Source organism: Quyinboa sediminis (assembly GCF_042219855.1).
Lineage (GTDB): Bacteria > Bacteroidota > Bacteroidia > Bacteroidales > UBA5342 > JBHJHP01.
The window spans coordinates 111,898-126,526 of record NZ_JBHJHP010000005.1; the positions used below are offsets into that span (position 1 = coordinate 111,898).

A 14,629-nucleotide genomic window follows, 5' to 3' on the forward strand; every position below is an offset into this window, starting at 1 on the left:
CATTGAAACGCGTATATATTTATAAAGGTTTTGAACGCTTCTGGCACTGGACACAGGCATCATTAATAATTTTTCTTGCTGTCACGGGCTTTGAAGTCCACGGATCTTTCACCGTATTCGGCTTTGAACATGCCGCGTTATTTCATCGTGTGGCATCGTACATGCTGATTGTACTCATTATATTTGCCATTTTCTGGCACGTTGTAACGGGTGAATGGAAGCAGTATATTCCAACGACCAAAAAGCTGAAAGCACAGATCATGTATTATTCAGTTGGCATGTTTAAAGGTGAAAAACATCCAACAAAAAAGAGTGAGTTAAGCAAAATGAATCCGTTGCAAAGACTTACCTACCTGGGATTTAAATTATTTCTGATCCCTGTGACAGTAGTGTCAGGTATAATTTACATGACCCAGAAAACTTTGGATAAAAACAATATCGTGGTGATCAAGGATTTCTCGCTTGAATCGATCGCATTCTGGCACACCCTTGGCGCTTTTCTGTTGATTGTTTTCCTTATTGTACATGTTTACATGACCACAACAGGTCATACCCCGACCTCTAATATTCAGGCCATGATAACCGGATATGAGGATCTGGACGATGACGAAGATGAAGCAGCAGAAACAATAACAGATAAAAATGTTGAACCTGTAAAAGAAACAAAAGCATGAAAGAGAAACCTTATATGAATCCTTATCTGGCAGGATTCCTCCTCGGATTAATATTACTGGCCACCATATATATTTCCGGACGTGGTTTAGGAGCCAGTGGAGCACTGAAAAGTGTAGTGGTTGAAACTGTAAATGACATTGCACCGGCCCATGCGGAAAAAGCGTTGTTTTTTAAAGAATACAATGAGGCCCATACCAACGGCCCGATGCATGACTGGCTGGTTTTTGAAATGGTAGGCGTGGTAATCGGAGCCTTCTTTTCAGGAGTCATGTCCAACAGAGTAGGATTAAAACTTGAAAAAGGCCCGAAAGCAACAAAAACCATCCGTATTGTCGGAGCAATAGTCGGTGGTGCACTGTTTGGGTATGGCTCACAGCTTGGCCGGGGATGTACCAGCGGTTCAGCCCTCAGTGGTATGGCGGTTTTATCGTTTGGAGGAATAGTAACCATGATGGCAATATTCGGAATGGCCTATGGTGTAGCATATTTTTTTAGAAAACTGTGGTTAAAATAAGATATTATGGGACCTTTAGTACCTTTTGTATTTAGTACGGAATTCGGATTATTTCTGGCCGTTATCATCGGTATCGGCTTTGGATTTATTCTGGAACAGGCCGGTTTTTCATCGACAAAAAAACTGGTAGGATTATTTTACGGTTACGACTTTACCGTGCTCAGAGTGTTTTTTACCGCAGGTGTAACAGCAATGATCGGTGTTTTACTTCTGGGTCATTACGGCATTTTAAATACTGACCTTATTTATGTTAACCCCACATTTCTGCGTTCAGCCATCGTAGGTGGTTTAATTATGGGAATAGGATTTGTTGTCGGAGGTTTCTGCCCCGGAACAAGTGTGTGTGCTGCATCAATCGGCAAACTTGATGCCATGGCATTTATCCTTGGTTCTTTCCTTGGAATATATGCCTTTGCAGAGACTTACCCGATGATTAAGGATTTTTATCTGGCTGATCAGATGGGGCAACTGAAAATTAACGATTTCTTTGGCATATCGCAGTCCTTATTTGCCTTTATTCTAACCCTGGTTGCAATTGTTGCATTTTATTTTACCTGGAAAATTGAAAACAAAGTCAACAACAGGAGCAACTATATCGATCCGAAAACAAAACTGCGCTACCAGATCAGCATGGTGGTGCCATTCTTATTTATCGCTGTCATTGCTTTTATGCCCGGTAAATATGATATCATTCAGAACAGAATAGCTAAAGCTAAGGAACAACGGAAGTGTGTATTCCATGAAATAGCCCCGGACAAACTGGCCGACGAAATTGCCAACCACTATTACGAATACAATATCATTGATGTCCGCTCTCCTGAAGAATTTGAACAATACCATCTTCCCCTCGCTATCAATATACCTTTTGATAATATACTGAACAGGGAATGGGAACAGATTTTCAAACAGAAACTTAAAAAAAATGTATTCTATGCTGATAATGATACATTGGTTAAAATGTCCTGTTTGAAAGCCAAGTACATTGGGAATTCAACCAATATGATACTGAATGTAAGTTCACAACACTTTAAAGAGATGTTCTTTGAACTCAATCCCCCACCGGTTAATGCCACAAAAGAGGAACAGCAGACTTATGTGTACAGGTCGCAGACTGCCCTTAAGATGAATAACCTCATCGAAGCACTGCAGAATATCGGAAAACCTGTTAAACGTGAAATTAAAGCTGTTAAAGGTGGTTGTTCTTAAAAACGAAAATGGTAACGACATAAAAAAAGGTGGAGCGATCCACCTTTTTTTATGCCTTTATATCAGATCGTATCAATCAAATAATTCTCTGCTCAATGCCTGAAGGGCCTGCTTTTTATATTTGGCCTCAACCAGCAATGACATGTTGTAACTGCTTCCACCATAAGAGATCATCCTTAGCGGAACATCCTTAAGGGCCTTAGTTATTTTAGCTGCATAGCCGCTTTGTTCGGCCGACAAATCACCGGCGACACAAATGATAACCTGATCACTGTTGACAAACACTGATCCAAACTCCTGAAGTTCTTCAACGATCTTTGCAAGATTTTTATCCTGGTCAATGGTCAGCGATACACCAACCTCCGAAGTTGTAATCATGTCGATTGGCGTTTTATACTTTTCAAATATCTCAAACACCTTTCTCAGGAAGCCATAGGCGAGTAACATCCTGCCGCTTTTAATTTTAATGGCTGTAATACCATCCTTTGCTGCGACAGCTTTAATCTTGTTGGCTTCACTGTAATCGCTAATCAAGGTACCGTACGCTTCAGGATTCATGGTATTCAGCAAGCGAACCGGAATATTAGCCTTCCGTGCCGGAACAACACTGGTAGGATGCAATATTTTAGCCCCGAAATACGCAAGCTCGGCAGCTTCTTCAAAAGAGAGGTTTTTAATGGGTTTTGTATTCTCCACGATTCGCGGATCGTTGTTATGCATCCCGTCAATATCGGTCCATATCTCAATCTCTTCGGCATTTATAGCTGCCCCGACCAGCGAAGCTGAATAGTCACTGCCTCCCCGTTGCAGATTATCCACCTCTCCTTCAATATTCAGACATATATAGCCCTGGGTAATCAATAATTTTTCGGTGCTGTATTTCTCAAGCTGCAGTGCGATCTTTTCTTTAATATATGCGGCATCCGGCTCTTTATCGGCGTCAATCCGCATGTATTCCAATGCCGGCAGCAAAGCCGAACTGCGTCCGGTTTCTAGCAGGTAATAGTGCATCAGTTCAGTGGAAATCAACTCTCCCTGGGCATGGATAATTTTCTCCTCTTTTTCTGAAAAGTCTGAATCAGCAAAGGCACGCAGAAAATTAAACTTATCCTTAATCAGGGCATGTCCCTTTTCATTGTATGCATCCGAACTTAAAAGTTCATTAACGACATCCCTGTATTTTGCTTCCAGTCCGTCAATAACAGCTTTTGCACCCTGAATATCCTTTTTAAAATAGTGTTTACAAATTTCAACAAGGGTATTAGTGGTTCCTGACATAGCAGAAAGAACAACGATCTTTCGATCGCCTGTATCAATTAAATCAGCTACATTTTTAATTCTTTCTGCGGATCCTACTGATGTCCCGCCAAACTTTAGAACTTTCATTTTAGAGGTATTTTTATGTTTTTAATGAATTAATAATCAGCTTTAAATTTGGCTGCAAATATAATATTTTATCAACGTATTTATAATTTCAACAATAAAATGATATATCTGTTTATTATACTTTAAAATATGGAGATTTAACCGCAAATTTTATACACAATGAGGAATCTTTCTGAAATACCCTTTAATCCGTCCAAAACAAAATTCTTTTATGGCTGGGTTATTGTATTTGCCGGAACCGTTGGAATAATTTTCAGCATCCCCGGACAGACAATGGGTGTAAGTGTATTCACAGATCATCTGATTGAAGCATTACAGCTGGACAGGGATACTTTGAGTATAGCCTATATGCTGGGTACTATTGCGAGTTCTTTTCTGTTAACCTATGCCGGTGTATTATACGATAAATACGGCGCAAGGACTGTTGCCATAGGAGCAGCTTTATTTCTGGCCCTGTCCCTGTTGTTTGCATCCTACAGTCCTTTCATCAGCAAAAGCCTTTCATCGTTCTTAAACCTGCGGTATACCCTGATCTCATTCACACTGATCAGTATCATTTTCTTTTTAATCCGCAAAAGCGGACAAGGCATACTGACGATGGTTTCGCGCAACATGATCATGAAATGGTTTGACAAGCTTCGGGGTCGGGCCAATGCCGTAAGCAGTGCTTTTGTCTCTTTTGGATTCGCAATTTCGCCGCTAATATTCAGCATGCTCATCAAAGACAACGGCTGGCCGGGGGCATGGCGAATCATAGCAGCATCTCTTGTACTATTTGCAGTTTTAGCCTATATCCTGTTTCGTGACAACCCGGAGGAAAGCGGACTGAGACCTGATGGTAAAATCACTAAAGCAAAAGAGGAAACCGTTGTTCAACGTAAACAGTTCACACTTGAGAAAGCACAACGCACCTGGCCCTTCTGGGTCTTTACCTTTGCACTTGCTTTTTACAGCTTCTTCGGCACAGGTTTCACTTTTAATATCGAGTCTGTATTTGAAACTTTCGGTTACGATAAACTGGAAGGCATACGGATACTGATACCTATCTCGGTTGTTTCCATCGTGGTCTCTCTTATCAGCAATTTTATCAGCGATTTTGTAAGACTGCAATACCTGCTTTTTGTGCTGATATTCGGACAGTTTCTGGCCACTACGGGCATTATTTTACTCGCAGGGTCAATCGGATACTATCTCACTGTTGCGGGATTCGGAATTATGGGTGGAATATTTGTTGTTCTGGTATCTGTAACCTGGCCGCGTTTTTACGGCCGCAAACATCTTGGCGCCATTTCTGGTCGCAGCGGATCCATTCTGGTCTTTTCAAGTGCTACCGGCCCATTGTTCTTCAGCAAAATACTCACGGTCACCAAAGGATATCAGATGGCTGGTATCATCGGACTTGCCATGGTCATTGTGCTGGCAGTAACTTCCCTGAAAGCTAAAAACCCGCAATAAAAAAGCAGCGATTGTTTTTCAATGCTGCTTCTTTATTTTTTCGGTAGTGTTTACACTATTTTCTCCTGTTGTTCGGCCAAAATGTGTTGTGCCATTTCTAGAATAGTTGTATCGTCTAGCACAACAATACCTCCATCTGGTCCTGGTTCGTAATGTACCCCGGCGCTTCTCCCTTCCTTAAAGTTATAACCACCGAAATAATTACGTACAGTTTCTACCTTTAAATCGAGTTCATCCGCAATACGATGCATACTGCCGTGAGGCAGGCTATCTTTGATTTTGCGAAGTTCATTAAATGTGAGTGTTTTTGTCATAGCCCAGGAAATTATAAATTATTTACTCTGATTAATTGCATGCATTAAAGATAAAGAAATTTGCCGTTTATCAAAATTTTTACAGGGCTAAAAAATGTTAAGTTCATGTTGTTTAATGTCCTTTAACAGACTTAAAACCTTTGTTGATAACCGGATAAAAAAGAAAGGTGTTTTACGGCATAAAATCGATCACAAAACCGGAAAGAAGAATAAAAAAGAAGATGCTCATTAAGAAAACCAAAACCACACTAAACAGCTGCGATTTCCTAAAACCTGTCCTGGTATGGCTTCCGATGGTACGCTCTGTAGTGATGGATGAAAAAGCCGGAAGTTTAATACGCAAAAAGTCCAGACCTTTAAATGCAGCCCAACCGATCAGCAGGCCAAGCAATGCTCCCACAATAACATCAAACGGGAAATGTACACCTAAATACACGCGTGAATAACCGTTTAAAAATGCCCATGCAAACATGGTTAACGAAAACCAGCCGTTTCTGACTATCAGCGACATTAACATGGCTACACCGAAGGTATTGGCCGCATGGGACGATACAAAGCTGTACAATCCTCCACGGTAACCATTCACAATATGGATATTGTACATCATGTAAGGATTGTGAGAAGGGCGTAGTCTACCCACGAGATCCTTTATCAGACCTGACAACTGATCTGCCAGCAGAACGGTTAAAGCCAGGCTCAGAATTATCAGTATGCTTTCTCTGCCTTTATTGGCGATGATGACGTAAATAAGAATCAGGAAAAAAGGCAACCACGACATCGTGTCTGTTACTGCCCACCAGAATCCGTCCGCCACAGCGGTATGTGATCCGTTAAGAAAATCAAACAACCTGACATCAAGATCATTCATCCAATCTAAAAAGGCCATAGCATTTATTTTAGAAGCTCTAATATAGTATGTTTTAACGCAATGACAAATTACTTTGTTGCTTTTCTCTTTTAAAAAAAGCCGCTATCTTTGAGAATCGTAAAAGAACAGTACACAATGCAATTGAAACAGGCAGTTTTTCAACTCTTTTTAATCGTATCATTAAGTCTCTTTTCTTCCCTCAACGCCCAGACCAAACTCAGCGATGAGGCTGAAGAAATGTACCGCAACGAAAACTATCAGGAAGCCGCTACAATGTACCGGGAAATTCTGAAGAAATTTCCTTCCAATGCCATATACAACCATCGGTATGGTGTGTGTGTGTATGAGATAAACGGGGATCTGAATACAGCTTCCAGACATTTGGAGTTCGCGGCAAAAAAAGGCATTCGCTTATCCAGTTTTTACCTGGCTAAAATTCGTTTCAAACAATATGAATTCGATAAAGCCATAGACTATTACAATCAGTTTAAGAATTACATCCGGAATAACGATCCAAGGCAGGAAGAGATATCCGAAGATATCCAGCGTTGTGAGAGGGGAAAAGAGATGCTTCAGCGGGTTGAGGATATTGAGGTGACCGACACACTGGTGGTTCCCTTCGAACTGTTTTTCAGGCATTATGATATCAGCCATGAAACCGGCAGCTTTTCCAACCGCTTACCCGACGGTTCTGTATCTTCCGATTCACTCTACCTTCTTTATCTTCCTGAAAAAGGAGACAGAAGCTTTTATGATGAATTTGTAGACGCTACGGAAAAACGAAATCTGTTCAGAAAGGATAAACTACTGGATGCCTGGTCCGAGCCCAAAGCTATTGATGCAATCAATACGGTTTACAATGAGGTTTTTCCATTTTTAATGAGCGATGGCCTGACCATGTATTTTTGTTCTGACCGGCCTGAATCCTTCGGTGGTTATGACATCTTTGTAACACGTTATAATCCCTCCATTAACGGCTTCCTCCCTCCCCAACCCATCGGCATGCCATTTAACTCTTACGGGAACGATTACCTGTATGTTATAGATGAGTTCAGAAATACCGGTTGGTTTGCATCTGACAGGCACAACAAAAAGGGCTTTGTTACCATATATAAGTTTATTCCAGGTGCGACGAAAAAATACCTCAACACCGACAATACTGCCAGGTTAAGGAGTGCAGCACTCATTCATGATGTAAATTCAGCTGAAGGAGACATCCTTTCCTTACCAGAGGATACGACTTATGAAGAACCAAACCCCGAAGACCTGGAAGACACCGGAATGATTGATATACCGGGACCCCGGGAGCGCCGTTTTACTTTTATCGTAAACGATACAACGGTCTATAAAAATATGTCCGACTTTAAAAACAGGGACGCACTTACTACGTTTAAAACCTATCTGACCTTTAAGGATAAAACCGATTCGCTTTCTGAAGCCATCATGAACTACCGCATTAAATATGAATCCGAGTCCGGAGAGAACCAGCGAAACGCGCTTTCAGGTAAAATACTGAATGCCGAAGAGATGTTGCAAAATTATCAGTCTAAAGTTGACTCGCTGGAGCAAAGGACCCGTAAGCTGGAAATTGATGCATTGAAGGCTTACACCAAAATGATTAACGACGATGATGCTTATCTGGCGCCATGGAAGCCGGAACCACTGGAGATTAAAGTACCGAAGAAAATTGTTCCTTCCTTCTATAATCCGTATATGCAGCAACACTATGCCGAAATTTTCACTCCTGCTGAAATTGAACGGCTAAAGGAAGTGGAACAGGATAAACTGACGGCAGATAACCTGGTCCTTGACTGGCAGGAAATTCTCATGAAACTGAATAAGGATCCGAATGCAGACAGAATAATCGTAGAGAAACTGATTGAACGGGATTCCGCTTTTGCAGAACCCATGACCAGGGAACAGCTGGCAGAAATTTCGGATCAGATGAGACGGGAAAGTACGGACTATTATATAAAGGCACTTACCGGGAAATATGATATTCTCAGAAATAAAAACCTGTTTCTGGCCCGGATGACACCCGATGAGGTAACAGGAAAAGCGATGAAACGCCTGCAACAGGATGCTGAGTTTAAGTACTATAATGCATCATCAAAAACAGGTAACTTCACCGATTATCATTACCTGAATTTTGATGAATTGCAGCAGACAACCGGAAACCTTGAAAGCTCCATCGATCTGCTTGAACGCGAAATTGTGACCTACGATAAAGCAAAAAAAGCGTCTGAAATCAAGGCACAACAACTTGCAGCAGCTCAGGAACAGAAAAGCAACACCCCCAACCCGGGATTGAGTTATAAAGTGCAGATTGGCATTTTTAAAAACAAACCCAACAGCACAGCACTGGCTCAGCTCCCTCAGATTTCGACTGAACCGATAGAAGGATCTGACCTGGTTCGTTATTATTCCGGCGAATATAACACTAAGGAAGAAGCCGAAATTGAGGCCAAAAAAATCGGCACATCCGGTTTTCCCGGCGCATTTGTTGTTCCGTTTATAAACGGTGAAAAAAGTACCTGGGAAGCCATACAGAAACTTAATTCAAAATAAGATGAACCTCGTTATTATTATTTTGCTGATCCTGACAGGAATACTGCTGTTTGCAGTCGAATTCCTGTTGATTCCCGGTATTACCATAGCAGGCATCGGGGGCTTTTTGTTTATTGCTGCCGCAATATATTTCGGTTATGATGAATACGGAACACCCGGCGGACACTACATTTTTGCCTCTGCACTGGTGCTTACGGTCGGAGGCCTGTACCTGATGCTTCGGGGAAGAACCTGGAAACGATCCATGTTGAGCACATCAGTTGATGGCAAAGTACCGGAAATTAATACACTGGATGTTAAGGTTGGTGATCATGCCATTACCATTTCAAGACTGGCTCCTATTGGAAAAATTAAAATTAATGATACCTTTATAGAAGCAAAATCCCTGACCGGTTTTATTGACCAGAGAACTGAAGTTGAAATCGTGAAGGTGATGAAAACAAACGTGATTGTAAAACCCGTAAATAAATAATGTTATGATGAATCCCGGATTATTAAGCTTGATGGCTCCTGCATCCGACATGAGCAACCTTGGTTTAATCGGTTTAATTGCAGCCCTCGTCGTTGTTTTTATAATTTTTCTGTACTACGTTCCGGTTCTGTTGTGGTTCTCTGCATTGGTTACCAATGTAAAAATCTCACTGGTTCAACTTGTATTGATGCGCATAAGGAAAGTTCCTCCTCCAATTATTGTAAGAGCAATGATAGAGGCGCATAAAGCCGGACTGCGGAATATTAAACGCGATGATCTGGAAGCACACTACCTTGCCGGTGGACATGTGGAACAGGTTGTCCATGCACTGGTATCAGCAAGTAAGGCCAACATCGATTTGCCATTCCAGATGGCAACGGCCATTGACCTTGCCGGTCGTGACGTATTTGAGGCCGTTCAGATGTCGGTAAATCCAAAGGTGATTGATACACCGCCTGTTACTGCCGTTGCCAAAGACGGGATTCAGCTAATTGCTAAAGCCAGGGTTACGGTAAGAGCCAATATCAAACAGCTGGTTGGTGGTGCAGGTGAAGAAACCGTACTGGCACGTGTTGGTGAAGGTATTGTATCTTCCATCGGTTCATCCAACAGCCATAAGGCTGTACTGGAAAACCCGGACTCTATTTCGAAAGTCGTGCTTGAAAAAGGCCTGGATGCCGGTACCGCATTTGAAATTCTTTCCATTGATATCGCCGATATTGATATTGGTAAAAACATTGGTGCTGTTCTGCAGATTGACCAGGCCGATGCAGATAAAAACATTGCTCAGGCCAAAGCAGAGGAACGCCGTGCCATGGCTGTTGCATTGGAACAGGAAATGAAAGCCAAAGCCCAGGAAGCCCGCGCTAAGGTTATTGAAGCGGAAGCCGAAGTACCTAAAGCGATGGCCGAAGCATTCCGGTCAGGAAACATGGGAATCATGGATTACTACAAATTCAAAAATATTGAGGCTGATACCAACATGAGGGATTCCATCTCGAAACCGGACAGCAGCAACAGGAAGAAAAAAGACTAAAACACAGATAATAACGACAGCAGGGGCATTCTTTGTCCCTGCTTTTTTATGAAACAACTACCGGATAAAATCGAACAATACATTCTGGATCACATCGACGAAGAACCGGAATACCTGAAGAATCTCAGCAGAGACACCTTTGCAAATATTCTGTATCCGCAAATGTTAAGTGGTCATTTGCAGGGACGCATACTGAAAATGCTGTGCCGCATGATTAATCCGGAACGCATACTGGAAATAGGCACTTTTACGGGATACTCTGCATTGTGTATGGCCGAAGCACTTTCTGAAAACGGAACGATTGATACCATTGAAATAAATGATGAGCTGGAAACCTTTATCCGCGAACATTTCTCAGCGACAGCACATGGTTCAAAAATAAACCTGATTATTGGTGATGCCCTTAAGGTTATTCCGGAATTACCCGGAACATGGGACCTGGCCTTTATTGACGGAAACAAACGGTTTTATCCTGACTATTACAAACTGGTAATCGACCGCATAAAAACCGGTGGCTACATTATTGCCGATAACGTGCTTTGGGGTGGCAAGGTGGTTGAACCGGTGGAATCCAAAGACAGCCAGACCAAAGGCATACTTGAATTTAATACCCTGATAGCAGCCGATAAACGCGTTGAAAAAGTGATATTCCCGGTACGCGATGGGTTTACTGTGATCCGAAAACAGTAATGTTCATAACCCTGTTTTGCTCCTCTTCAATGACGCTTCTTGCTTTTAATCAATTATTTACTTACTTTTAGATCGGAAAACCTAATCAGGATTTATCTGATCAACAGTACTTGCCTTAATAATTTATTTTAAAATCGTAAAAGGAGTAAAAATGCACCACTAAGAATCTGCATAAGCCATTTCAAAATATCCAAAGAAACAGATAATTCCAAATCAACTTACAGTATTAACATCTACTTGAAAAACAACCCAAAATGACTAAAAACACTACCCGCCAATTATTAATTGCCATTTCCGTGTTGCTATTAACTTCCTGCTTATTATCCAATAGTTCCGGCAATTCTAGTACTGATATTAAGGAAGTTCTGGGCTCCTGGAACATCACAAAAGCATCATTACAGAAGATAAAACGTGATGACAAAAAAACCGGGGATAAGATGATAAGCTCTTTTACATTAAATGCAGATTCCACTGCAGTAGTATTATTTGGAGAATCCGGCAACAAAAAAATGGAAGGAACCTGGATATGGCAGGCAGAAAAAAAAGTGGGAAGTAAGAACTTTGGTCTTTCTTTAAAGAGCGACGTTGTTATTCGTGTGCATGGATTATACACCTTAGGATTACAATTAAGAAAAAACGGAAATAAGAAGAATCTGGTCGCCGGAGATTACACTTTTGAAAGACAAAAATAAAAGCTTAAACCATATGGTAATAAAATGCTGCCTTCGCATCAAATTCCCATATCCCTGGCCTGGCGGGATGATTTGGCCGGGTTCCACGGATCTTTATAGGAAGAATACCAGAACATCTCCAGCACGTAGGCAAAGGTTCTGACAATGCGCATAAACACACCCACATAGAAAAACATTAAGGGCACGTAGATCCAGTATTTCCACTCCTCACTTTTACGTTCAGAAAAGCCCATGGCCACGGCAAACTGAATAAAGTTTTTAATGATGTACAGGAACAGTTTAAAAAAGAATATCTGCCAGAAAAATTCAATATTGGTTATAATCAGTCCGATGATGTAGTAAAACCACAGAAAGTCCATAACCAGGTTGAAGAAGATGTTTTCGAAGCTGGCAAAGAAGTTGAGAAAATTAAAATTGCCCTGAGGCAGCAAAACATCAAAGTGTTTTCTGAGTCTGAACCGCACCAGTGATTTCGACCAGCGCAAGCGTTGCTTGGTCAGTTTCCACGGTGTATTGGGAACGCTGGTCAGACAAACAGCACGATCTGCAAATGCGATCTTATATCCCCTTTTTCTTACTTTCACAGTAATGTCACCGTCCAGTCCGGGACCGATATCCCATCCTCCGAGCGAGGTAATAACCTCACGGTCGAAGGCCCCAAAAGCGCCGGAAACAATCTTGTAAATGCCGAGGAAAGACGTCACAATCCTTCCCATTGAAATGGTAAACAAATATTCAATGGCTTCAAGCGTTGTCAGTACGTTTTCGTTATGGTTGCGAACCTTAACATTCCCGCCCACCGCCTTTACTTTCGGATCGATATAAAAAGGCAACAGCACCTGCTCAATGGCATCCCGGTCCATACTACAGTCTGCATCCAGGTGAACAATATACTTCCCTTTGGTATAACGCAAACCAAAATTAGCAGCACTGGCTTTCCCTCCGCGGTGTTCATTCCGGAGATAACGATCTATCATTTTCTGCCGCTCCAGGTTTCTGCAAATGGTAGGTGTATCATCGCTGGATCCGTCATCAATGATAATGAGCTCATAATTCTGCCAGGTCTGCTCTCTGAGACTCAAAACCAATTTATAAATGTGCCTCCCTTCATTTTTACCCGGAACGATAATAGATACCAGCGGATTGTCGAGCCGGAGCTTATTTTTGGCCATATCGAATTTCCGGTTCCGGCGTTTTTTGCCCAAAACAAAAATCAGCAGCACAACGATTTCAAAAAGGATGTATCTCGGGACTTCCAGAAAGAAAAAATACCAGAATAAGCGGACTATTTTTTCAAAGCCCATATTATACCAGTATTCAAAAAAGTTGTCCCAAAGTGTTGTCATAGGCTATGAAGATAGCATCTTGTTCACAATAACCTCAACGCTGTCTTCTTCCTCTATCTCATGTATTTTGAAATTCGTCAGAATTTTCCCCTTGTACTGTTCATTGCTGTCGATCACTTTCGAAAGAGAGTTCACATTATCGCTCAGCTGCTTTTCAATCTTAAACTGAAATTCATCCGGGACAATGAACATAAAGGTGTTATTCTTAAATGAAAATATAGATGAAGGCGGTGAAGATTTCAGTATAATCTCCGAAATTTCATACTGCAGTTTATTCAGTTGCTGCTTACTTAACACATCTTCCTGCGTAAACCTCAGGTTGATTGAACCTACAATGGTACACGAACTGTACCTCTTTGTCCTGTCAATTTCAAATTGCAGATAGGTGGTAAATATATTATAAGGTATAAATCCCGGGAAGAATGTTTCATCTTTTAGTGTCGGACTGCTGATACCCGATTTTGCGATCTCCTTACCCAAAGGTGTAAGTTTAAACGAATGGATGTCATACGGCAGCAGATCCTCCAGTTTATTGTGCGATTTACAGTTCATGCAAAAGGCTTCCATTACCGGTTCCTGAAAAAACTGTTTACAATCCTGGCATTCATAGGCCACCGATGGTTTATCATAATCCACACCAATGTGCCTGCATACTTTTTTACATTTGGGGCATACCAGTGATCCGTCCACAACAAAATCACTTTCCGGCCCGACATAAGCACACACAAAATGGTGCATGATATTTTCGGCTTTAAGCTGAGCCGAAGTACAGCTGGGACAAAGCTCACGGATGTTATGATACACCGAAAAACAATCCGGACAGAGATGTACCCTGTCCATAAATGTGCTCGACAGATAGCCCTCTGATACTGCATCGGTCAGCAGAGGCAGAATCTCCTGAGCAGACTGATCATTTGAAATGTGAATATCGATAAACGGATAAACATATCCGTACACATTACCAATATCAATAATAGGCCTTAGCTCCTTCTTCCGGGTATATAAAAACCGGAATGCCTTGGTTATGATACGGGTGGAATAAGGCGGCAGTGAAATATTGGGAAGTTCTTCAATGCTCTTGTTTATGCGCTCTGAGATTATGCCTATTTTAGGATCGTTGGGAGAGCGTACTATGCCATCTGTCAGTTCGAGGTAACGTTCCGGAATCTCATCCGGATCGTTAAACAGAAATACCGGAACCAGATATGTTAATTTTGAATTACTGGTACGGATCTGCTCTATAACTTTACCTGTTTCGTAGGTGAACTCCACGTGCAGATCAATGGCAACAGCATCCACGGCATTGTCTTCAATATCTGTCAGGTTAAACGTTGCCGGACTGGTCACCAGAAGAATTAGACGTCCTTCAGAGTTTGATAAAATGGCATTTTGTTCGTTTGATCCCAT

General features: G+C 41.6%; 14 protein-coding genes. 9 read left to right on the forward strand and 5 right to left on the reverse strand.

Annotated elements, in window-relative coordinates; genetic code table 11:
- The first annotated feature begins 2 nt into the window (after positions 1-2).
- From ACE1EF_RS13065 to ACE1EF_RS13075, 3 genes are read left to right on the forward strand one after another with little or no spacing between them, the layout of a single operon-like run.
- A complete protein-coding gene (locus ACE1EF_RS13065) occupies positions 3-674 on the forward strand; it encodes a cytochrome b/b6 domain-containing protein (RefSeq protein ID WP_375721120.1) in 672 nt (223 codons plus the stop codon).
- Complete coding sequence (locus ACE1EF_RS13070; protein ID WP_375721121.1) at positions 671-1,189, forward strand: YeeE/YedE thiosulfate transporter family protein; 519 nt, start codon at positions 671-673, stop codon at positions 1,187-1,189. The genes ACE1EF_RS13065 and ACE1EF_RS13070 overlap by 4 nt, the downstream gene beginning before the upstream one ends.
- A gap of 6 nt (positions 1,190-1,195) precedes the next feature.
- Positions 1,196-2,395, forward strand: coding sequence for a YeeE/YedE thiosulfate transporter family protein (locus ACE1EF_RS13075; protein ID WP_375721122.1), 1,200 nt, complete (start codon positions 1,196-1,198; stop codon positions 2,393-2,395).
- A gap of 72 nt (positions 2,396-2,467) precedes the next feature.
- Here the strand turns inward: ACE1EF_RS13075 and ACE1EF_RS13080 are convergent, their stop codons facing one another.
- Positions 2,468-3,781, reverse strand: coding sequence for an aspartate kinase (locus tag ACE1EF_RS13080; RefSeq protein WP_375721123.1), 1,314 nt, complete (start codon positions 3,779-3,781; stop codon positions 2,468-2,470).
- Between the two features lie 159 nt (positions 3,782-3,940).
- Between ACE1EF_RS13080 and ACE1EF_RS13085 the strand changes: the two genes are divergently transcribed.
- Positions 3,941-5,236: an MFS transporter gene (locus tag ACE1EF_RS13085; protein ID WP_375721124.1), complete on the forward strand. Its 1,296-nt coding sequence runs from the start codon at positions 3,941-3,943 to the stop codon at positions 5,234-5,236.
- 50 nt (positions 5,237-5,286) lie between these two features.
- Here ACE1EF_RS13085 and ACE1EF_RS13090 read toward each other — a convergent pair whose 3' ends face one another.
- Both ACE1EF_RS13090 and ACE1EF_RS13095 read right to left on the reverse strand, forming a co-directional pair.
- On the reverse strand, positions 5,287-5,550 hold the full coding sequence (locus ACE1EF_RS13090) for a DNA-binding protein (RefSeq protein WP_375721125.1): 264 nt from the start codon (positions 5,548-5,550) through the stop codon (positions 5,287-5,289).
- 172 nt (positions 5,551-5,722) lie between these two features.
- Positions 5,723-6,436 (reverse strand): phosphatase PAP2 family protein, encoded by a 714-nt coding sequence (locus ACE1EF_RS13095; RefSeq protein ID WP_375721126.1) that lies wholly within the window; start codon positions 6,434-6,436, stop codon positions 5,723-5,725.
- A gap of 117 nt (positions 6,437-6,553) precedes the next feature.
- On the opposite strand from ACE1EF_RS13095, the gene ACE1EF_RS13100 reads away from it, so the two are divergent.
- The 5 genes from ACE1EF_RS13100 (at position 6,554) to ACE1EF_RS13120 (ending at position 11,876) form a co-directional block, all read left to right on the forward strand.
- The gene (locus ACE1EF_RS13100) at positions 6,554-8,986 is read left to right on the forward strand and encodes an SPOR domain-containing protein (RefSeq protein ID WP_375721127.1); all 2,433 of its coding nucleotides are present in this window, start codon (positions 6,554-6,556) and stop codon (positions 8,984-8,986) included.
- Position 8,987: 1 nt separating this feature from the next.
- Positions 8,988-9,458: an NfeD family protein gene (locus ACE1EF_RS13105; RefSeq protein ID WP_375721128.1), complete on the forward strand. Its 471-nt coding sequence runs from the start codon at positions 8,988-8,990 to the stop codon at positions 9,456-9,458.
- A gap of 4 nt (positions 9,459-9,462) precedes the next feature.
- Positions 9,463-10,494 carry a flotillin-like protein FloA gene (floA, locus tag ACE1EF_RS13110; protein WP_375721129.1) on the forward strand — a complete coding sequence of 344 codons (1,032 nt, stop codon included), beginning with the start codon at positions 9,463-9,465 and terminating at the stop codon, positions 10,492-10,494.
- A gap of 48 nt (positions 10,495-10,542) precedes the next feature.
- Positions 10,543-11,184, forward strand: a complete 642-nt coding sequence (locus ACE1EF_RS13115; protein ID WP_375721130.1) for an O-methyltransferase — start codon at positions 10,543-10,545, stop codon at positions 11,182-11,184.
- 254 nt (positions 11,185-11,438) lie between these two features.
- The gene (locus tag ACE1EF_RS13120; RefSeq protein ID WP_375721131.1) at positions 11,439-11,876 is read left to right on the forward strand and encodes a hypothetical protein; all 438 of its coding nucleotides are present in this window, start codon (positions 11,439-11,441) and stop codon (positions 11,874-11,876) included.
- A 38-nt stretch (positions 11,877-11,914) separates the two neighbouring features.
- Here the strand turns inward: ACE1EF_RS13120 and ACE1EF_RS13125 are convergent, their stop codons facing one another.
- Both ACE1EF_RS13125 and ACE1EF_RS13130 read right to left on the reverse strand, forming a co-directional pair.
- Positions 11,915-13,222, reverse strand: coding sequence for a glycosyltransferase family 2 protein (locus ACE1EF_RS13125; protein ID WP_375721132.1), 1,308 nt, complete (start codon positions 13,220-13,222; stop codon positions 11,915-11,917).
- 3 nt (positions 13,223-13,225) lie between these two features.
- Positions 13,226-14,629, reverse strand: a complete 1,404-nt coding sequence (locus tag ACE1EF_RS13130) for a TackOD1 domain-containing metal-binding protein (RefSeq protein ID WP_375721133.1) — start codon at positions 14,627-14,629, stop codon at positions 13,226-13,228.